The sequence below is a fragment of the Vulcanisaeta sp. JCM 14467 genome, assembly GCF_001316245.1.
In the GTDB taxonomy this organism is placed as follows: Archaea; Thermoproteota; Thermoprotei; order Thermoproteales; family Thermocladiaceae; genus Vulcanisaeta.
In genome coordinates, this window is record NZ_BBDM01000002.1 from 32,806 (window position 1) to 52,095 (window position 19,290).

Genomic DNA, 19,290 nt, shown 5'->3' on the forward strand with positions numbered 1-19,290 from the left:
CACCAGGATCATTGTTCCATAATCGTGATCAACAAGAATGAATTCACCAAATACTTGGTTATATCAATACTAATGGCAATCACCATAACGACAATAACGTCACTGGCATCACAAAACACCATTCAGGTAAATGTGGCGGTCCAGGGCGTGGGTCCCTTAGGCAATGCCTCAATTACGTACATGGAATTTGTGCAATCATACACAACACAGATGCTTCAGGCTTACGGTACAACGACAACAAACAATGAGGGCATAGCATTAATCCCGCAACCACCACCTCCATTACCTGGCAAGGAAGATATTATTACGATCACGATCAATGCGACGGTAAATGGGTCACCGGTCTTCAGAACATACACCTTCTATTTAACAAATGAGAACTTCACAAACCAAATAAACATAACAATATCCACGCCCAGGATAAATAACTCAACAAGCAACGAAAGCATGTTCTTAATAGCAATAATCATAGTGATAATTGTTGTGTTGATAGTAATAATAATCGCCCTAATGAGAAAATCGAGAAAGTAATGACATATAGCTAGGGAATTCAGATTAAAAATAGTTATTTCTTTCTATTTAAGCTTCACTTACCTAGGAATTGATCATGGAAATACTATCTCACTCCTTGTCTCCCTTGTTGTAGGTCTCGGCACTATTGGGTATGGCAAATACTCAATCCCCGGTCTATTTGTCCTGGCCTGCGGGTATAGCATCATTAATTCATAAACCTCAGGCGGTACATCAATCGATACCTTAAGCCCCATTTCCCTTAATTCCTCCACGGTTATTGGATAATCATGAGTGTAGTAACCACTCACGAGTCTATCAGCTATCTGCTGAGCCCTCTCCTCACCAACCTTATCCCTTATTAATTCAATGACCAATTCCTTCACCTGCCGGATAGCCTTCTCAGCCATATCCGCAAGTATTAATGTTTGGTCATCAACCTTATCCTTACCCTTAATCTCAACTGCCCTAAGAATAGACGGCGCAGGAAAGTACGTCCCACCGGGTCCACCGAGTTGCGGGTCTAATGGGCCTAACACGGCATTTGGGTCCATTATTATCTCATCGGCTGCCAGGGCAATTAATGTGCCTCCGCTCATGGCGTAATGAGGTACCACGACAACCTTCTTAGCTGGGTGTGCCTTAAGGGCCTTGGCTATCTGTGATGCGGCGAGTACAAGACCTCCTGGCGTGTGCAGGATGAGCATAATCGGCATATTAGGTGGTGTTGTCCTAATGGCCCTTATAATGGCTTCAGAATCCTCAATGTCTATGTACCTATAGATCGGAACACCAAGGAGCCCAATCTTCTCCTGCCTATGTATCATCGTTATCACCCTAGACCCGTACTTACGCTCCATAAACTCTATGAGCCTTAGCCTCGCGTGTTGTAATGATCTCATTGATAACCATGGTGATAGCATTGCTATGAAGAGTAGTATCCAGAATAGATAGCCGAGTATATCTGTGTATACATCGAGAAACATTACAAATCATTACTTAATATATTTAATAAACATTATCATATACCTTAATGACTTCATGATACAATATTTTAATATTATTCGTATTTTCTATAATATGGGATCGCTAATGGGTAAATACTCGTTGATTATGGGTAGTGAAGCCCTGGTCCGTGGTGCCATTTATGCCGGTATTAGGTTTTATGCCGGTTACCCAATAACGCCAGCGACGGAGATTGCTGAGTACATGTCTCAATTGTTGCCTAAAGCCGGCGGTATTTTCGTGCAGACTGAGGATGAGTTGGCGGCTATAAATATGGCCATTGGTGCTCGGTGGCTGGTTGGAAGGCGATGGTCGCCACCAGCGGTCCAGGTTTCTCACTGATGCAGGAGGGCATTGGTCATGCGATCAATGCTGAGGTACCGCTATTGGTGGTTGATGTTCAGAGGGGTGGGCCATCGACTGGGCAACCAACGATGCCATCACAGCAGGATGTTTTTCAAGCCAGGTATGGCTCTCACGGTTCTTACGAAATAATCGTCCTAAGCCCAAGCAATGTTCAGGAATTGTTCTACTTAACGATTGATGCCATTAACCTGTCTGAGCAATATCGTACACCCGTGATACTACTCACTGAGGAGGTTACTGTGCACCTATGGGAGAAAATTTACATACCAGACCCTGGCGAATACCCGGTGCTACCCCACGTGACGCCACCAACCCATGGTGATGAGGGCTTCCTGCTCGAGGGTCAACTACATGATGAGAGGGGTTATAATGTGGCTAATGATCCGGAGCTCTCGGCTAAGGCGTTATGGCGTTTGATAAGGAAGATTAGGGATAATGTGGATAGGATATCAAGGATTGAGGTTAAGTATTTCGAGGATGAGCCTGAGGTTTTCGTGGCATCTTACGGATGCTCTGCGAGGTCCGCGTTGGCGGCTGTTAAGATGCTCCGGCGTGAGGGTTATAGGGTTGGCTTTCTACGGTTAATAACCCTTTGGCCATTTCCAGAAAACGCCATTAAAAATGCCTTAAGAAATGCGAGCACGGTCGTAGTCCCCGAAATGAATGCGGGCTACATGGCCCGTGAGTTCAGGTTACTCGGCCTAAATGTAGTGCCAATACCGAAGTTAGGTGGTGAAATGCCAACACCCGAGGAGATATATAGTGTCGTAAGGGGTGTCGTTTCATGAACCCACTCATTCAGAAATACCTGCGTAGTGAGTATGCCCAGGGTAAGAGGAGGACCATATTCTGCCCAGGCTGTGGCAACGGCATAATACTTGGCTACTTCATCAGGGCGATCGATGAGTTAAAGCGTGAGGGTAAATTCGATGACTCAAAAATATACATAGTGACTGGCATTGGCTGCTCAGGCAACATACCAGTACCACTTAAGTACAACATTGTACGTGCACTACACGGCAGGGCACTCTCGGTGGCTACGGGGATAAAACTCGTTAGGCCTGATAGTGAGGTAGTGGTATTCGCAGGCGATGGTGACCTATTATCAATTGGCGGTAATCATCTGATACACACGATAAGGAGGAATGTTGGTATAAAGGTCATCCTCGTAAACAACATGCTCTATGGAATGACAGGAGGGCAGGTGGCGCCAACGACGCCTATGGATGCCATAACCCACACAACACCCTATGGAAACCCAGAACCACCGTTGGACGCGTGTAGGTTAGCTGTATCCCTCGGCGCCACTTACGTGGCAGGTGGGCAGTACCATTGGCCAGACAGTGCATACAATCAATTAAGGAATTACTCCTCCACAGGGGCTTCGGCATACTTGAATGCCTATCCCAATGCCCTGTTTATCAGGGTAGGTATGTAATCGGTATTGATAGACCATCGAAAATAATGGATTACTTCCTAAGGATAACCGTGGTATCTAACGAGCCTAGGTACGGGGATAAGATAACCATTGGTAAGTTCGTGGACTATGAGAAACCAACCTACGAGGAGATAATGTGGAACATAATGAGTAAGGCCAGGGAGGGTGGTGGGTATGAAGCGTAAACTCCTCGTGATTAGAATCGACGTGGATAAATACCTATGCAAGGGCTGCTACATCTGCGTGGATAAATGCCCAATGAAGGTATTCGAGATATCCAACATTGTTGGTGATTACGGCGCATTCCTACCCGTGGCTAAGTACGTAGATAGGTGCATGGACTGCGGAATATGCGAGCTTTACTGCCCCGACTACGCAATAACGATAATAAGAGGTGACGGTACGTGAGGCTTGAGGTTAGGTTCGCGGGTTTTGGAGGTCAGGGCGTGATTACGGCCGGTAGGTTGTTAGCATTAATAATCATTGAGGCCGATCCAAGCCTATACGTGGTTTACAGTCCATCGTACGGGTTCCAAACCCGTGGTGGTGATGCGTTATCGGATGTGATAATTAGTGATGAGGAGATAGATTACCCAAAGGCAAGGAGGATAGACCTTGCATTCATGCTCACGCAGCAGGCGTATAATAAGTACTGTGAGTTTGTTAGGGATGATGGGCTAATAGTAATTGATGAACATGTCAATAAGAGCATAGGGAAATGTGGTAATAAGAGACATTATGAATTGAGTATAGTGACTAGTGCGAGACAAATAGGTGGTGATGTATTTGCATCAACAATAATGCTGGGAGCCTCAATAAATTACCTGGGCAATACAGAGCTATTAAAGGGCAAGTTAATGTTGGAATGCGCAAAACAGGTAGTTATTAAGTACTTCAAGGAGACATTACTTGGAAGGAGAGTTGGGGTCGAAGACTTAATTAATAAGAATATCAAGGCGCTAGAGATTGGTTATAAAATGATAAAGATAAATGATTTTTAACTAAGGTATTTTTCCTAAGTCAATCGATTAAAATTTAGTCAGCACCGTAATACTCCTCAGACGGCTTTAGCACTACCAGTTCAGCCATCCTAGATATTAACCTGTCCTCACAAATCACGTCATCAGCCGTTAACACACCACATGGGTTACCACTATCATCAACAACAAGCAACTGTTTAACACCATACTCACTCATTAACATGGCAGCCCTATAAATGCTGTCATTTAACCTCACAGTGACTAATCGATTATACAGGCAACACTGAGCAACACTCACGTCTAAATTACCTGCCTTACCAACAGTCCTTATTATATCATTAGCAGTGACTATACCTACAACCTTACCATCATCAACCACTATTAGGTAGTCCGTACCCTCCTTACTCATTAATTCAATAGCCTCCTTAACCGAAGCATTAGCACTAATGGTGACTCCCTTCCTCCTAAGTACTTTGTCAACAGTAGTACTCATCAGGATACCGAGGCAAGTTATGAAATATAAAGGCTATTATAAGGTACATAACGTGCACTCAGCGAATGCTTTATAAATATAATAGGACAATATGTAAATGAATTATAATAAATACCAATACAATCATGATATTACTAGTACATTATTTAAAGTAATTATCGTAAACCAAGTATGTTCTTTTTCAATTCCTTCTTATCAATCTTACCCGTGCTTGTTAATGGTATCTCCCTCACAAAAATAATGTCGTCTGGCACCCACCACTTAGGTATCCTACCGGCACTAACCTCCCTATTTAACGTCTCATATATCTGCTCCTTACTTAGGTTATAGCCCTCCTTAGGCTTTATAACGGCTATTGGTCTCTCACCCCACTTTTCATGAGGTCTCCCAATCACAGCCACTAAGTCAATACCGGTATATTCGAAATTATGGCTTCAAGAATACTCGTTGGTATCCACTCACCGCCACTCTTGATCACGTCCTTAAGCCTATCAAGTATTCTTAATCCACCGTCGCTAAGCAGCACACCAACATCACCTGTTTTAAACCAGCTACCTACATAGCTTTCCCTAGTCTTATCAGGATCCTTATAATATTCATAGGGTAGCCATGGAGCTCGTAGCCAGACTTCACCAATTTCGCCCGGGCCAACATCCTTACCTGTGGCTGGATCGACTATCCTTATCTCAACAAAGGGTACAGGATGTGTTGTTAATCTTATATAATCAAGGAATTCATCCATTGAGCCGTAATTCTTCGGTGCTAATGATATCGATGTGGCTAGCATATCGGTTCCTCCATATATGGATGAGAAACTTATACCAAGCTCATGCATCCTCTTAGCGAGTCCACTTGTTATTGGCATACCACCAACTAAAGCCTTTAATCCACTTAGTACGTCTAATTTGTTCATCCTCTCTGCGGTATCTATGAGCATGTACATCATTGTTGGAACGGCATTTATCCACGTAACCTTCTCAGTCTCTATTAACGTTAATGCCTTATCAGGTGTGAACCTACCCATTAGCACGTACTTACTACAGAGGTATGGTGCATGAATAAAGCTACCCCATGAATGAATATGATAGAATGGTATTAATGGCATTATCGTATCACCCTGATGAAGACTGGCTGGAGTATTATACATGCCTAGTTGGTACGCTATAGCCAATGCGCCGTGAATAAACTTTTCATGCGTATACCTGACAGCCTTAGGAAGACCTGTCGTACCCGATGTGAATAATATCGAGAAATAGTCCTTCCCAGTAACCTCAACCTCAGGCTCCTTAGTGCTTCTACCATTAACTAGGTCATTATAGCAGTACTTCGCATCGCAGTCAGGGCTTAGCCCCACGGTCTTATCCTTATTAACTAAGGTACTTAGAGCCTTAAAATCACTAGAATAGAATAACCACTCAACATCAGCCACCTTAATCGTATAGGCTATTTGATCCGGAGGTAATCTAATGTTCACTGGATAAATGACCGCACCAATCATGGCAGCTGCATAGTGTAACTCAAACATTGGCAATGTATTCCAATCAGCCACACCTATAACAGTATCCTTACGTATGCCTAGGGATAATAATGAATTCGCCAGCGAAATAATTCGCCTATACACCTCACCATAACCAATTCTATTACCCTCCAAACAACCTCAGTCTCAGGGCATAGTGTTGCAGCCCTCCTTATAACGCCATGTACAGTAAAACCAATACCTAATCTCTCCATTTCTCATCACCCCTCCTCAATATCCACGATCTTTTTACCTAAATCATACGAACCAACCTTATAACCACCCTGTAAGTACTTCTCAAGGTATAACTCAGCAACCGTTGCGTATCTATCCATTCCTAATCTATCCGCAATATGCACCAGGGTTATCACGGCAATCGCGTGGCCTAGCGACAATAGTACATCCTTAGCCCTAAACTCGACCTCCAATGGGCTCAGCGTCGATATTGTCTGTAACGTATTTCTTATAACGTTCATAGCGGACTCGGCAATACCATGGTACGTCTTAATTTCAGCCACGGTATTCTCAAGGTCATTAAGCATTGTAACGTGGGCATTCTTCTTAGTCATTGCCTCAAGCATGTCCAACGCCTGTATGTTGCTCGTGCCCTCCCAAATAGGCGTTATCAAGGCCTCCCTATGCCACCTCTCAATAGGGTACTCACTGAGGAACCCAATACCGCCATGAAGCTCCATGGCAAGTCTCGTCACGTATGCCGCAGCATCCGCAGTGACGTTCTTGGCAATATGCGTCAGTAACCTTGTGTAGTGATAGTGCTCACTGTATGGTGGCTTATCATGCCACGACTTATCAAATTCATTTATTGCCTTAAAGACCAATGCAGTCGCACCTTCAATGGTCACCTCCATATCCATCAAATCCCTAATAACTAACGGATGCTCAATAAGCAACTTGCCAAATGCCCTCCTCTTATTCGCATATTCATAAGCCTCAAGGTACGCCTTCCTAGCAATGCCAACAGCACCAATTGCATTGGCGAGCCTTGACACCATTAAGTCCTCCATTATGTAGTAAATGCCGTTATTTAATTCACCAACCAGGTAGGCCTCACTGCCGTGAAACTCAGCCTCGCCGGTCGGCACCGAGTTCGTACCACTCTTATCCTTTAACCTCCTAACTATGAAGTTAAGATTACCCTTCGAATCTAAACGAGGAACGGCAAACAACGCCAACCCCTTAGCACCGGCTTTACCACCTTCCGGCCTTGCCGAGGTCAACGCAATGTCGGCTAACCCAACCCCACTGGCGAAGTACTTATCACCGTATAGTCTCCACCTATCACCATCCCTCTTGGCATTCGTAGTATTGGCACCCAAATCACTACCTCCCTGAATCTCCGTAAACCATGTGGCACCAAAATTAATCGGCGTCTCATCGCCGATGAGCCTTGGTACGTATTTCCTCAACTCATCATTACCATACTTATAGAGGGCGTACGCTGTCTGGATCGTTATTGTAATTATGCAATAAAGACCAGGATCCGAGACCAGGTAACCCATTGCATAGTGCTCATGCCAACTACCACCATGGTACGGGGGCTTATTTATACCAAAGTCCAGTACTAATCTCTCAATAGCCCACCTCTCCGCAGGATTCAACCAAACCCTGTCAACCCTATTACCATTAACATCCCACATAATATGCCTAGGCCTCGAAACCTTATCAACGTAATCCGTAACCTCAAGCAGGTCACGCCCAGCGAAATCACCTAAACCATGCAGAGGAGGTACCTTACCGAGGAAGTGTTGCAAGACCCTTTGTAATGGCTTATCTGCATCGTATACGTTCATGCCATAAATATTAGATAGAAAACCATATACTTCTAAACTAGTATTGGTACTCCGCGCCATATATAAATGATTTTGCATTACTTATTTAAAAGTTATAGGTATTGTTTTTATATATTCATTTATTATTTATTAAATAAATTATTTACTGTAATAATAAGATTAAGGGGTTAGTATACGTTCAATTATCCTGTTCACATCATTAATGACGTGCTCGGGAATTTTTTGAGTTCGTCCAAAGTATGTATCTCTTGGCTATGAAATCGGCTATGCCCATTAATACGAATGATAAAACCTCAGGATTATACCTTGCTATTTCACCCTTATTCATTGCCTCTAACAATTTCTGAGAATATCTCTCGGAGAGCTTAATATAATGCCATTTGTAAAGCTCTAGATTATTTGATTCAGCCTCTATTAATATTTTATACAGATACTGATTATAGTATATCCAATCAAAGAAGGCCTCGAACCCTTTCTTCTCGATTAAGACTCTGTTATTAAGACCTGCTGTGCTTAATGTTAGGTAATGTCTCATATCCCTATTTATACGCCTAATTAACTCAGCCAATAACTCATCCTTATTCCTGAAGTAGAAATAAAATAGTCCGTGCGATACTCCGGCCTTAGATGTTATTTCGTCTATTGATGCATTGTTAAATCCCTTCTCTGCGATTACGGTTATTGCTGCATTGATTATTTTATTGAGTGAATCCTCACCTTTCTTTGTCTTTGGAGTATACCTCATGCTAGTGGTATTCTAATAAATGGTATAAATTTAAATAATTTTTACAATAATGAAGACTAATGAAACTAACTAATTCTTTGAAGGACGGTGGCACCCCACGTCCACCCAGTACCTGCGGCGACTAAAACAATGATGCTGCCCTTCCTTATCTTACCGCTTTGTTCAGCTAGCCATAATGATAGGAATGGATCCACAGCCTGCATATGTCCATAATCCTCGAGATATATTGACTTATCCAAGGACACGCCTAATTCCTTAAGTATTTTTTTCATGGAATGAACGCTTCATATGAAGTATTGCGAAGTAATCCACATCACTTACCTTAAAGCCGCTCCTTTCTATTGCATCTCTTATCACGTGTAGGAAATTCTTTAATGAGATTTCCTCAAAATTCTTATTAAATTCATTGGACCTATTTACCTGTAGCAAATAGCTTTGGTTAGCATCATCAACAAATCTTTCACCCAGCCTCTGATATACTACGTTTGAGAACCTCCCATCAGTTACTATGGAGCTCTCGAGAATTTCATACTTACCATACACATTACTTAATAAAACCGCAACCGCCCCATCCGAAAAATCATACATGAACGTGGAGGCTTTATCCCTATAATTAACTATCATACTCTGCTTAGTGGCGCTTACCAACAATACGTAGGAGTCCTCATCCCTCACTACCAACTTGGCTTTAATAAGTCCAGGGCAACAATACTACTAACACACTGCATCGATACATCAACACCATAGGCTCCACTCAAACCCAAGTAGCCAATCACGTCAGGTGCCACGTCCCACACGTACTTATCCTTAAAATCAGAGCCCGCATATACTACCAGGTCGATTTTTACGTTAGTATACTTACTCATTAATCTCTCAGCGACAAGCTTAGCCATGTCAGAAACATATAACGTCCGCTCAATAGGCTTTCTATTAATACCTAACTTATCCTTTACCACCCAATCAGGTAGTCCCGTTTCTAATGCTAATGCTTTATAATCAACGTACGTACTCGGTATGTACAATTCATAATCTACTATGTACGCACGTCTCATGTTGAATCACGAAGTATCAAGTACATCCTTGAATCCATCCCTCAGATATCTCTCGCGTAATTCCCTCTTTGAGATCTTACCTATTTGCGTCTTTGGTATTTCCCTGACAAATATTATGCGCTTAGGTACTTTATACGATGCTAAGATCTTCTTGAGATCCCTCTTCACATCATCCTCAGTTACCTTAAATCCTGGCTTCCTAACGACTACTGCAACAACGGCTTCACCCCAATGCTCATCAGGAACACCGAACACCGCAGCATCGTCAATGTACGGTAATTCCTTTAGTGCCGCCTCAACCTCGGTTGAGTATACATTCTCGCCCCCTGTCTTAATCATGTCCTTCTTCCTATCGAGGAATGAAAAATCACCCTCGTTATCTATTGCGAATAGGTCCCCGGTCTTCAGGTAGCCATCACTTGTAAATGGGTTCTCACTGGGCCTATTCCAGTATCCCTTAAAGACGTGGGGTCCCTTTATTAATAACTCGCCATCATCAGACAACTTCATCTCTACGAAAAGGAGTGGTTTCCCTACGGACATTATTTTATTCCTATACCGCTCCGGCGATATGTAGAAGTTGTTAGGACCTGCCTCTGTTAATCCATAGCCCTGGAAAATCCTATAGTTCTTATCAATAAAGCGTTTAGCTACACTTGGTAATAATGGACCACCACCATCTATAAATAACACGTGTGATAGATCAACCTTATCAAAAAGGGGCGACTTACTTATGGCGTCAAGCATCGTAGGTACACCCATGTATATCGTACATTTCTCCCTGGCCAATGTCTGTATTGTCCAGTCAGGGTCAAATTTATCGGTTTCCGGCAGTACAACTCGACCACCAACTAATAATAATGGCATTAGGAGGACGTTCCATCCACCAGTATGGTAGAGAGGCAGTGATACGAGGGTACAATCATTCTTCGTTAAGCCCCACGACAGGACCGTTATTATCGCATTCCATAGTATGGATCCTTCATGTACCATGGCACCCTTTGGCGGCCCTGTTGTACCGCCTGTGTATAGTATCATGCAATCTCATCAAGGTTCATGCGATACTCATACCTATACTCATTAATTGCCGTCTCAAGTACTTTATCGGTACTTATACCTTCACCGAAATAATCATCAATAATGAGGGCTGGATTAACATCATTAGCCACGAATCTCAAGAACTCCTTTCCAAGCCTTGGATTTACAGGCACTAATGCAGCTCCTATCTTCCTCAGCGCAAAGAATAATGCAACATGGTGCAGTGGCGACTTCACGAGGGTCACGACCCTATCGCCAGTCCTCACACCCAGCTTATCCAACGCATAGGCTATTTTATTCGACAAAGTCTCAAGCTGTGAATACGTATATGCATTCTCCCCAACCTTAATCGCAATCGAGTCCTCAATCCTAGCCCTATGCCTAAGTAGGCTCTCAAGCATGTTAAATCACCGTGGGCTCCTTTGATGGCTTAAATTCACCATTTAGAACATCTCTTATGAAGTTAAGAACCAATCTATTATAGTCATCAGCACGCTCTATAATCGCTAAATGCCCCGCCCCCTTCAATATTACGAGCTTACTATTTGGCATTAACTGATTCATTATGTAGGAGTTTTGGGGATTAACTACGTAATCCTCATCGCCAGTAACTATTAATGTTGGTACCGTAATATTAGGCAGCCTATCCTTAAAGTCAAATGATAATACGGCGGCAAGCTGATTATTATATGCCTTTGGATCCTCCTCAAACCTCATCCTAATCTCCACTATACGTTCAATCTCATCCCTATGAGACTCAAAGTAACTCCTAGAAAACGCAACCCTCATCCTCTCTATCAACGCCTGCTTCCTATCAAGACTTGGCTTAGGAGGTTGCATTAAGACTTCAAGTGCCTCCTTACTTGGCGGTAATGACTTAACGCCAAAATTGGTCTCACCGAGAATTAATCCCTTAACCCTATCTGGGCTTCTATATGCAAAATACATAGCTATCATACCACCCATTGAGACACCCCATAAGAATGCACGGTCTATTGATAGGTAATTTAGAAGGTCTTCAAGGTCATTAGCAAAGTCGTCCATGGTATATGGCCTATCTGGCTTTGACGATAATCCAACACCCCTATTATCATATATTATCAATTTTACACTACTAGCTAACTGTCTTTGTTTAATCCACATCCAATTGGCATAGCCCAGACCCTCAATTAAGACGAGTGGTTCTCCCTCTCCATCAATTTCATAGTATATTGATGTTCCATCCCTAGTAATCACGTAGCCGCTCCCCATGCGTTCACCCATTTAATCAGAAACCTGCTCAAGCCTTAACTTGGTTGTCCTAGGGCCTGTAAGTACTATCAACGTTGCAATTATTTCGAATATGCCGAGCAATACGAAGGTCCATACACCAGTGCTAAGTGGTTTTAATGGGTTAAAGACGAGGTATATTATGAAGGGGACTACGGCACCACCAAGATGACCAACGCCATCCGCTAAGGCAAAGCCACTCGCCCTCGCCCTCGTTGGGAATAACTCAGCCGTATATGTGTAGGCAGGTACTGCGAAGGCTGTTGCGAAGGCACCAAGGAATGCGCCTATTGTTAGTACTATTGGTGAACGCACGGCAACCGCGACGGCGTATAAAAATACCGCGAGTGTGGCTATGCTAAAGGCAGATGCAACGAGGTACTTCCTCTCCCACCTATCGGCTATTGGCGCCATGGATAAGGCACCAACTATGTAACCAATACTACCCAGCGCTATGTACCACGTGGCTGTTGTGAATGTGAAGCCAGCGGCTACGAAAATATATGGTGCGAATCCAATCACTCCGTATGCAAGCATGTAATCGAAGAACCAAAATAGGGTAGCCATTACAAGCCTAGGCCCATACTTCCTATTGAACAACTCGGCGGTTGGGAACTTCGTTAATATCTTTTCAGGGAGTGGCGGTGGAATTGGTGGTAAGTGACCAAGTTTCTTCTCGGCGAATTCCTCCAGCATCCTAACAACCCTCTCAGCCTCATCTATCTTACCCTTTATTGTGAGCCATCTAGGGCTTTCAGGCATTAGGTATCGTAATGGCACAATTGCGGCCGCGACTAATGCACCCAAGCCAAATAACCACCTCCATCCAATCGGCGACATTGGTATCAACGCAAATGCAATGAATGGAGTTACGGCAAAGCCCAATGCGCCAGCTAGGTATGTGAATTGAACCATCTTACCCCTAATGAGGCTGGCGTAATCTCTGATATGTACGTATTTATTATCGCTATCTCGGCACCAATACCCATACCAGTTATCAACCTACTAATAATGAGGACCAGGGCATTCGTAGCCAATGCACTACCCAGGGAACCAATTGCTATCAAGATTGCATTAGTAATCAACCCCCACCTACGGCCCCAGTAATCACTTATCGTAGCAACAAAGTAGGCACCAATTATATAACCAAACAGTGACGCAGAAACAGCCTCACTAAGCTCTAACCTGGACAAACGTAGTTGTTGAACCATTGGAGATACAATGGCAAAGGACAGGGTTAATATATCGTAAAATGCAAAGAAATAACCGAGACCTATAATAACCATCCAAGAAACAGGTAGGGTCGTATTGGGATCCTATCAATTCGAGCTCTAAGCTCACCGAGCTTGAGCTCTCTATCTGACACTTGACCCACCTGTCAAGTTTAGCCCAATTTAATGCTTTTAAGTATTACTACTTAATATTTTCCAGAGAATTCTTCATTAAGTTTGATTAGATATAAATTAATATAAGTCAAATGATAGAGAATGCCGTGAAATCCTGCGGTTACCATTTGATGATTAGTAATAAATTAGAAAATTTCTTACTTAGGAACATGGGCTGGGTTGTTCATTAAGAAAATTATTTACGTTATTAAATACTATTTTATATAAAATGTGAATATTTCCATATTTAATTATATACTTATCATAAAAAGAATCGCTTTAAAGCCAAGTATTTTGCAATATTGATGAATCGGGTAGTCTATAAGCTTATTTTATCGATTGTTGGGCTCGCAATAATACTTGCCCTTGTAATGATGCCAATAAGCATCATGGCCCCTCTATATCAGGTTCTTAATCCTGGCACTGGTATTTGGAGTAATGTTCCGCCTCCCTCTGGCGTTGGTTGTCATAGTGGCGTTGTTACACTTAATGGTAGTTCTGCGGCTGTTGTTGTTTGTATAACGCCCGATGGCTTCATTAGGATCGCCTCAAATGAGACATGGGCCGTGTTCTATGAGGAGGGTTACCTAACGGCTGAGTATAGACTTGCCCAGATGTACTTTATGGCGATGATGAGCATGGGTAACCTATCATCAATACTGGGCTCGTCCATGTTACCCAGTGATGAATTCTTTAGAGTATTACTAACGCCGCAGGTTACCCAGGAAATAGTGAATTCCCTAAATAAATCAAGCTTCGCCTATGAGGCACTGTACTACTACACACTTGGCGTGAATGCCTACGTTAAATCCCTGACACCACGGAGGATGCCAATAATATTTAAGGTACTTGGCTTTAGGCCACCGCCATGGACGATGGAGGATACATTCGCCATTCAGCAGTTGCTTACGTGGTCATTGAGTGGTACGGCTGACCCATTACCATTTACCGTGGCGCTTCTCAAAATGTCTCCGCAGGTAATTTATGCGTTCTACCCGGCATATCCATCATCAATACAGTACCCCGTGTACCCCGAGGAGTGGAACCCAAGCATTTACAATACTACAGGCAACATGAAGTACCTGAACCTATACTCCCTGAATCCACTACCACCTGGTGTTACGAAGCAGGAATTCCTCGACGCGATTGATGAGGCTATAAGGTTTTACCTTGAGGGCGATACGGCATTTAGGGATTCAATAGTTAGTAAGCTCCTGCCCGGCATAAACCCATTTGAGCACTTCGTAATTGGCTTAACGGATGAGGGAAGCAATAATTGGGTGGCGCTATCGCCAAGCGGTCAAGCCTTTCTGGCTAATGACCCACACCTAACCACGACAGTGCCGTCCATATGGATTGGCTTCCAACTTGTTGGTCCCGGGATGAATGTGGTTGGTGTTGACTTTCCAGGGGTTCCCGGTGTCATACTTGGTCATAACCCATACATTGCCTGGGGCGCCACGGATGCTGAGCCGCAGGTGGTTTATTACTACGTTGAGGTTACAAGCCCGAGCCACCCAGGCGAGTATTACTATGATGGTTCCTGGATACCCTTTGAGGCTATTCATGAGGATATTTACGTTAAGGGCGTCGGTTATGTACCGTATAATATCTACTTGGCACGTAATGGCGTTGTTATTGCCAACTATAGCGGTGTTGTTATTGTTATGAATTGGACAGGCATGTACCCAACTGATGAGGGCGCAACATTCCTATACTTCGACATAGCAAGGAACCTCTCGGACTTCCTCAACGCACTATCCTACTTCAAGGTTGGCATTCAGAACTTCGCATATGCGGACAGGTATGGCAATATTGGCATATTTGCCTGGGGACTATACCCAGTGGTCATGGGCGGTGATCCAAGGGCCGTCATGCTGGGTAACGGATCGTACGACTGGGTCGGCTTCATACCAACCCAGTACCAACCATATGTACTAAACCCACCATCACACTTCGCATTATCAGCGAATGAAATACTCGTATCGCCTAACTACCCATACTACGTGGGTTGGGTCTTCGAAAGTGGGTACAGCTGATGAAATCTACACATTGCTGTCGAAATTCGAAAGTGAGGGTAACATAACCTATGAATCCATGGAGGCAGTACAACTTAACGTCCATGACTACTCAACAAACCTATTCCTACCACTACTACTCAATGCTCTATCCACGCACCTTAATCAATTAACGCCAATCGAGGTTGAGGCTTACGAATTATTAAGGAATTGGAATGGCGACTTCACGGTTAACTCAGCGGCAGCAACGATATACTACTTCTGGCTTTGGAATTACCTAAACGATACATTCATGCCCTGGTTCCAATACTACAACATAACGCCGGCTGACGGTTTAGGGCAATTCTCACTATTCCTAGGACCAGACGCTACATTCCATGGGCCATTAATATTAGACCTAGCCAACTGGACCAATAATTACCCAAACATTCAGTGGTTTAATGATCCAATAACAGGTCAGGAGAGGAACGCCACAATAGTCATGCTCCTAGCCTTCAACCAAACAATAACCGAGCTAATGCATAAGTTAGGTCCAAACCCATCAACCTGGTACTGGGGCAGGGTACATTATAGGGAGTTAACGAGCTTCTTCAGTATAAACGCCCTATCAGTTGGCCCATTCCCAGCACCCGGCGATTGCAACACCATTAATGCAGCCTACGGTTTAGTATCCAATGAGGGGCCGAGCTGGCGCCAAATAGTCGATATGGCGGACCCACTCAGCGGCATTGGCGTTTACCCAGGAGGCATATCCGAGAATCCAATAAGTCCAATGTATAACGACACAACCGCCTACTGGCTAAATGGGCAGTACTACACATTAATACCGCCAGACCTGCCACAATACTTCTATTACCTATACCTACCGAATGCCACATTACCAGGGTGATGAGCATGCCCATGGGTTACACGACCCGTTTCTGGCTATTATTCATTATTAACCTGGTAATCTCATTTGCATTGGCATATGCAGGTTATTGGCTGGCGATGGTGGTATTAGGATTAATAATTGGCTACTTACTGAACGCAGGTAAGGCAGTATCCGCATTCGCATGCACCGGGATATCCGGACTTATTGGAGTACTGATTAGCATTCTCATAAACCCATACGCAATATATAACGGTGAAGTGACTGCGGCGATTATTGGGTTACCATACAGTATAATCGGCTCAGTAATACTTTTAGTGGTAACGCTATTAATCGCACTAGCACTATCAGGACTCAGCGGGCTGGTTGGTCATTACGTACGTAAATTAACAAAGCGATAGTTCTGGACATACGCAATTAAGTGCTGAATTCCTTAAAATCATGGTATTACATTCACACCATATTTATTCGCCGTTCTCCTCAATTTCCTGTCGTAGATCGTTAAGTAAGCATTCCTTTTCAGGGCAATTGATAGTATTATATAGTTATTTAGCATTGTGGTCAAGCCTTACCCTGCCCTATTAAAGTAAGGCCGTTATATATCGTATTTAAATCCTCATGAAGTATTGGGAAGTCCCTTAACTCATTCAATTTCACCTTAATAACCTCTAGGCTCCCTGTCAGTTTAGCTAATACCCATAGATGTTCATATAAGAACGATATAAGGTGTAACAACATTGCCCCTCCGCTATACATCATACGACTCAGCATGATACTTACCATCTTTAAATACTGCATAAACCAGGACATTAGCATCAACAATTATTTGCGTTCTCATCATTCACCTCACTAATTATCTCCTCAATATCCTCAGGCGTCATCTTCCTACCCAATGTATAGGTCGTCCACTTCCTACGGTAGGGCCTTATGATTATCACACCCTCCTTCTCATCGTAAGTAACATCAACATAGTCACCAACCCTTATGCCAAGCTTCTCCCTAATCTCCGCAGGTATCGTTATCTGGAAATTCCTGGTAACTTTTACCTTCATTAAAATGTTAAATCCAACCACCAACTAATTAACCTTAATATCAACCTCTAGCACTAATTACATCACCGTGCCTACCCATACCCTCTTTAAACCTTCTCGCTCCTTCGTATAGTTCTCCAGTCTTTATGGATTTTAATCCATAGTTCATCTCTATCATTAAGCCCTCACCAATGGGTTTACCCAGGCCTTCATAAACCGCAAGCCTATCATTCCTCAGAGTCTCCTGCGGGTAACTACTGATTAATTCGGCAATCTCGACGGCCTTGTCAAGGGCCTTACCCTCATCAACCAGGTAATTAACCAAGCCCCATTGGTAAGCCTCCTCAGCACTTATCAACCGACCAGTGAGTATTAAGTCGAGGGCCCTACCAAGCCCCACAACCCTAGCCAGCCTCTGAGTCCCACCATCAACAAGGGGAACACCAAAACGCCTCTCAAGAAAGCCAAACTTCGCAGTCCTATCCGCAACCCTAATGTCAGCCCAAAGCGCGATCTCCAAGCCACCGGCCACGCAGTAACCACTTATTGCAGCTATGACGGGCTTGGTAAGCCTAAGCCTAGTAATGCCCAGGGGCCCCTCAGGCCTTGTTACCCTACCCACCAACCTATCGATGTCGTACAGGTCAGCACCAGAGCTAAAGTTACCACCGGCACCAGTTATTACACCGACGTATAGGTCCGGGTTTTTGTCGAAGTACGTCCACGCCCTATAAAGCTCCTCAGCCGTGTCAGCATCAATCGCGTTCCTGCGTTCAGGCCTATTAATAATGACGATGAAAACACGACCCCTCTCCTCAACAACAATATTCCTATAATTACCCATACAACTCACCAAACAAGCTTTCCCCTATTCATTACATTATTCCCATCAAGCACCTCCTTAATACTCCTCAGTAAATTCCATTGACCACCCATCTCAGCCCTCACGAACTCCCTCTTAAGAAGTCCAGTGCCGTGGTGATGACTTATGGTTGCACTAACACCACTAGCCACGCTAAAGGCTTCCTTCCAAACCCTCCAGTAAACATCCTCATCCTGCCTAAACACAATGACGTTATACAGGGACGCACCATTTAAGTATAGATGCGTTATCCTCGAGAACACGTGATAAACACCATCAATTGACCCAAGCCTACTCACCAACTCATCATGCAACTTAACCAACCCGCCCCATGTCGCCGCCATGTCAATAGTATCAACCCAAAGACCCGACTGCGCAAGTGATGCTAACTGCGTCTCATAACCCCTGGCGAAGACGTCACGCCACCTCCTAACCAACTCCGACCCTACCTTAATCGCGCCGTGCTTCACAGCTAAATCATCAATAACCCTACTCATCGCATCAACAAGCTCCCCATTATACCACCTAACCCTTATTAGGGCAATCACCCCATTCTCACCAACCATAAACCTACTACTCTCCTCATCATGAATAACAACCCTATGCGGGCCCGGCACATTAATGACAAGGTCACGTGCAAACTTAACAGCATCCCTAAAGCCCCGGAACACGTAGGCCAGGTCAACATAGTAATTAGCCAATGGCCTAACCCTAAGCATTGCCCTAACAATAATCCCAAGCGAACCATCAGAACCTACGAATAATCCCCTGAGGTCGGGCCAGGAGGTTCTAACAAACCTCCCAGGGCCTATCGTCACTAATTCACCATTGGGTAGAACAACGTCTAGGGACAGCACCAATTCATCAATATTACTCATGCTATGTGAACCAGTACCACCATGG

At 43.8% G+C, this 19,290-nt stretch carries 22 protein-coding genes and 3 pseudogenes; 10 read left to right on the plus strand and 15 right to left on the minus strand.

Annotation, left to right across the window (positions count from 1 at the left end; genetic code table 11):
- Positions 1-24 precede the first annotated feature (24 nt).
- The gene (locus JCM14467_RS02090; protein ID WP_054848956.1) at positions 25-531 is read left to right on the plus strand and encodes a hypothetical protein; all 507 of its coding nucleotides are present in this window, start codon (positions 25-27) and stop codon (positions 529-531) included.
- A 74-nt stretch (positions 532-605) separates the two neighbouring features.
- Here the strand turns inward: JCM14467_RS02090 and JCM14467_RS02095 are convergent, their stop codons facing one another.
- Positions 606-1,496, minus strand: coding sequence for an SDH family Clp fold serine proteinase (locus JCM14467_RS02095; protein WP_054848957.1), 891 nt, complete (start codon positions 1,494-1,496; stop codon positions 606-608).
- A 127-nt stretch (positions 1,497-1,623) separates the two neighbouring features.
- Here JCM14467_RS02095 and JCM14467_RS15045 point away from each other — a divergent pair.
- The 6 genes and pseudogenes from JCM14467_RS15045 to JCM14467_RS02120 all read left to right on the plus strand — a co-directional run.
- Positions 1,624-2,099: pseudogene (locus JCM14467_RS15045) on the plus strand (thiamine pyrophosphate-binding protein); the annotation flags it as partial.
- Between the two features lie 276 nt (positions 2,100-2,375).
- On the plus strand, positions 2,376-2,669 hold the full coding sequence (locus JCM14467_RS15050; protein ID WP_252900609.1) for a transketolase C-terminal domain-containing protein: 294 nt from the start codon (positions 2,376-2,378) through the stop codon (positions 2,667-2,669).
- Positions 2,666-3,319: a thiamine pyrophosphate-dependent enzyme gene (locus tag JCM14467_RS02110; protein WP_252900447.1), complete on the plus strand. Its 654-nt coding sequence runs from the start codon at positions 2,666-2,668 to the stop codon at positions 3,317-3,319. Before JCM14467_RS15050 ends, JCM14467_RS02110 begins: the two co-directional genes overlap by 4 nt.
- Positions 3,320-3,345: 26 nt before the next feature.
- Positions 3,346-3,504 carry a hypothetical protein gene (locus JCM14467_RS15055; RefSeq protein WP_252900448.1) on the plus strand — a complete coding sequence of 53 codons (159 nt, stop codon included), beginning with the start codon at positions 3,346-3,348 and terminating at the stop codon, positions 3,502-3,504.
- Positions 3,494-3,727, plus strand: coding sequence for a 4Fe-4S dicluster domain-containing protein (locus JCM14467_RS02115; RefSeq protein WP_054848960.1), 234 nt, complete (start codon positions 3,494-3,496; stop codon positions 3,725-3,727). The genes JCM14467_RS15055 and JCM14467_RS02115 overlap by 11 nt, the downstream gene beginning before the upstream one ends.
- Positions 3,724-4,320 carry a 2-oxoacid:acceptor oxidoreductase family protein gene (locus JCM14467_RS02120; protein ID WP_054848961.1) on the plus strand — a complete coding sequence of 199 codons (597 nt, stop codon included), beginning with the start codon at positions 3,724-3,726 and terminating at the stop codon, positions 4,318-4,320. The genes JCM14467_RS02115 and JCM14467_RS02120 overlap by 4 nt, the downstream gene beginning before the upstream one ends.
- Before the next feature lie 34 nt (positions 4,321-4,354).
- Here the strand turns inward: JCM14467_RS02120 and JCM14467_RS02125 are convergent, their stop codons facing one another.
- The 11 genes and pseudogenes from JCM14467_RS02125 to JCM14467_RS02175 form a co-directional block, all read right to left on the minus strand.
- Positions 4,355-4,792, minus strand: coding sequence for a CBS domain-containing protein (locus JCM14467_RS02125; RefSeq protein WP_054848962.1), 438 nt, complete (start codon positions 4,790-4,792; stop codon positions 4,355-4,357).
- Positions 4,793-4,947: 155 nt separating this feature from the next.
- Positions 4,948-6,523, minus strand: a pseudogene (locus tag JCM14467_RS02130) (AMP-binding protein).
- 6 nt (positions 6,524-6,529) lie between these two features.
- Positions 6,530-8,119, minus strand: a complete 1,590-nt coding sequence (locus JCM14467_RS02135) for an acyl-CoA dehydrogenase family protein (protein ID WP_252900451.1) — start codon at positions 8,117-8,119, stop codon at positions 6,530-6,532.
- A 199-nt stretch (positions 8,120-8,318) separates the two neighbouring features.
- Positions 8,319-8,864, minus strand: a complete 546-nt coding sequence (locus tag JCM14467_RS02140; RefSeq protein ID WP_252900452.1) for a TetR/AcrR family transcriptional regulator — start codon at positions 8,862-8,864, stop codon at positions 8,319-8,321.
- Between the two features lie 65 nt (positions 8,865-8,929).
- Entirely contained in the window at positions 8,930-9,109 is a 180-nt protein-coding gene (locus JCM14467_RS02145; protein ID WP_252900453.1) for a 3-oxoacyl-[acyl-carrier-protein] synthase III C-terminal domain-containing protein, read from the minus strand.
- A gap of 10 nt (positions 9,110-9,119) precedes the next feature.
- Positions 9,120-9,539 (minus strand): hypothetical protein, encoded by a 420-nt coding sequence (locus tag JCM14467_RS02150; protein WP_054848965.1) that lies wholly within the window; start codon positions 9,537-9,539, stop codon positions 9,120-9,122.
- Complete coding sequence (locus JCM14467_RS02155) at positions 9,539-9,916, minus strand: hypothetical protein (RefSeq protein ID WP_054848966.1); 378 nt, start codon at positions 9,914-9,916, stop codon at positions 9,539-9,541. The genes JCM14467_RS02150 and JCM14467_RS02155 overlap by 1 nt, the downstream gene beginning before the upstream one ends.
- Before the next feature lie 6 nt (positions 9,917-9,922).
- Positions 9,923-10,954: a class I adenylate-forming enzyme family protein gene (locus tag JCM14467_RS02160; protein ID WP_054848967.1), complete on the minus strand. Its 1,032-nt coding sequence runs from the start codon at positions 10,952-10,954 to the stop codon at positions 9,923-9,925.
- Positions 10,951-11,355 carry an AMP-binding protein gene (locus tag JCM14467_RS02165; RefSeq protein ID WP_054848968.1) on the minus strand — a complete coding sequence of 135 codons (405 nt, stop codon included), beginning with the start codon at positions 11,353-11,355 and terminating at the stop codon, positions 10,951-10,953. Before JCM14467_RS02165 ends, JCM14467_RS02160 begins: the two co-directional genes overlap by 4 nt.
- Before the next feature lies 1 nt (position 11,356).
- Positions 11,357-12,205 carry an alpha/beta fold hydrolase gene (locus JCM14467_RS02170; RefSeq protein WP_252900454.1) on the minus strand — a complete coding sequence of 283 codons (849 nt, stop codon included), beginning with the start codon at positions 12,203-12,205 and terminating at the stop codon, positions 11,357-11,359.
- Positions 12,206-12,217: 12 nt separating this feature from the next.
- Positions 12,218-13,485: pseudogene (locus JCM14467_RS02175) on the minus strand (MFS transporter); the annotation flags it as partial.
- A 428-nt stretch (positions 13,486-13,913) separates the two neighbouring features.
- Between JCM14467_RS02175 and JCM14467_RS02185 the strand changes: the two are divergent.
- Genes JCM14467_RS02185 through JCM14467_RS02195 form a run of 3 tightly spaced genes read left to right on the plus strand, consistent with a single transcriptional unit; the run spans position 13,914 to position 16,895 of the window.
- A complete protein-coding gene (locus JCM14467_RS02185) occupies positions 13,914-15,647 on the plus strand; it encodes a penicillin acylase family protein (protein WP_054848972.1) in 1,734 nt (577 codons plus the stop codon).
- A complete protein-coding gene (locus tag JCM14467_RS02190; RefSeq protein WP_054848973.1) occupies positions 15,634-16,515 on the plus strand; it encodes a penicillin acylase family protein in 882 nt (293 codons plus the stop codon). The genes JCM14467_RS02185 and JCM14467_RS02190 overlap by 14 nt, the downstream gene beginning before the upstream one ends.
- 5 nt (positions 16,516-16,520) lie before the next feature.
- Positions 16,521-16,895 (plus strand): hypothetical protein, encoded by a 375-nt coding sequence (locus JCM14467_RS02195; protein ID WP_252900456.1) that lies wholly within the window; start codon positions 16,521-16,523, stop codon positions 16,893-16,895.
- A gap of 414 nt (positions 16,896-17,309) precedes the next feature.
- On the opposite strand, the gene JCM14467_RS02205 is transcribed toward JCM14467_RS02195, so the two are convergent.
- From JCM14467_RS02205 to JCM14467_RS15065, 3 genes are read right to left on the minus strand one after another with little or no spacing between them, the layout of a single operon-like run.
- Positions 17,310-17,546 (minus strand): AbrB/MazE/SpoVT family DNA-binding domain-containing protein, encoded by a 237-nt coding sequence (locus JCM14467_RS02205; RefSeq protein WP_054849190.1) that lies wholly within the window; start codon positions 17,544-17,546, stop codon positions 17,310-17,312.
- 40 nt (positions 17,547-17,586) lie between these two features.
- Positions 17,587-18,369, minus strand: coding sequence for a crotonase/enoyl-CoA hydratase family protein (locus JCM14467_RS02210; RefSeq protein WP_054848976.1), 783 nt, complete (start codon positions 18,367-18,369; stop codon positions 17,587-17,589).
- A 5-nt stretch (positions 18,370-18,374) separates the two neighbouring features.
- Positions 18,375-19,265 (minus strand): FAD-binding oxidoreductase, encoded by an 891-nt coding sequence (locus JCM14467_RS15065; protein ID WP_252900457.1) that lies wholly within the window; start codon positions 19,263-19,265, stop codon positions 18,375-18,377.
- Positions 19,266-19,290: the final 25 nt, after the last annotated feature.

Bases quoted from the DNA above. Each gene is read 5' to 3' on its own strand.
- JCM14467_RS15055 (WP_252900448.1), top strand. From the start codon at position 3,346: ATGGATTACTTCCTAAGGATAACCGTGGTATCTAACGAGCCTAGGTAC.
- JCM14467_RS02110 (WP_252900447.1), top strand. From the start codon at position 2,666: ATGAACCCACTCATTCAGAAATACCTGCGTAGTGAGTATGCCCAGGGT.
- JCM14467_RS02155 (WP_054848966.1), bottom strand. From the start codon at position 9,916: ATGAGACGTGCGTACATAGTAGATTATGAATTGTACATACCGAGTACG.
- JCM14467_RS02160 (WP_054848967.1), bottom strand. From the start codon at position 10,954: ATGATACTATACACAGGCGGTACAACAGGGCCGCCAAAGGGTGCCATG.
- JCM14467_RS02140 (WP_252900452.1), bottom strand. From the start codon at position 8,864: ATGAGGTATACTCCAAAGACAAAGAAAGGTGAGGATTCACTCAATAAA.
- JCM14467_RS02125 (WP_054848962.1), bottom strand. From the start codon at position 4,792: ATGAGTACTACTGTTGACAAAGTACTTAGGAGGAAGGGAGTCACCATT.
- JCM14467_RS02185 (WP_054848972.1), top strand. From the start codon at position 13,914: ATGAATCGGGTAGTCTATAAGCTTATTTTATCGATTGTTGGGCTCGCA.
- JCM14467_RS02095 (WP_054848957.1), bottom strand. From the start codon at position 1,496: ATGTTTCTCGATGTATACACAGATATACTCGGCTATCTATTCTGGATA.
- JCM14467_RS02195 (WP_252900456.1), top strand. From the start codon at position 16,521: ATGCCCATGGGTTACACGACCCGTTTCTGGCTATTATTCATTATTAAC.
- JCM14467_RS02115 (WP_054848960.1), top strand. From the start codon at position 3,494: ATGAAGCGTAAACTCCTCGTGATTAGAATCGACGTGGATAAATACCTA.
- JCM14467_RS02170 (WP_252900454.1), bottom strand. From the start codon at position 12,205: ATGGGGAGCGGCTACGTGATTACTAGGGATGGAACATCAATATACTAT.
- JCM14467_RS02210 (WP_054848976.1), bottom strand. From the start codon at position 18,369: ATGGGTAATTATAGGAATATTGTTGTTGAGGAGAGGGGTCGTGTTTTC.
- JCM14467_RS02165 (WP_054848968.1), bottom strand. From the start codon at position 11,355: ATGCTTGAGAGCCTACTTAGGCATAGGGCTAGGATTGAGGACTCGATT.
- JCM14467_RS02205 (WP_054849190.1), bottom strand. From the start codon at position 17,546: ATGAAGGTAAAAGTTACCAGGAATTTCCAGATAACGATACCTGCGGAG.
- JCM14467_RS15065 (WP_252900457.1), bottom strand. From the start codon at position 19,265: ATGAGTAATATTGATGAATTGGTGCTGTCCCTAGACGTTGTTCTACCC.
- JCM14467_RS02135 (WP_252900451.1), bottom strand. From the start codon at position 8,119: ATGAACGTATACGATGCAGATAAGCCATTACAAAGGGTCTTGCAACAC.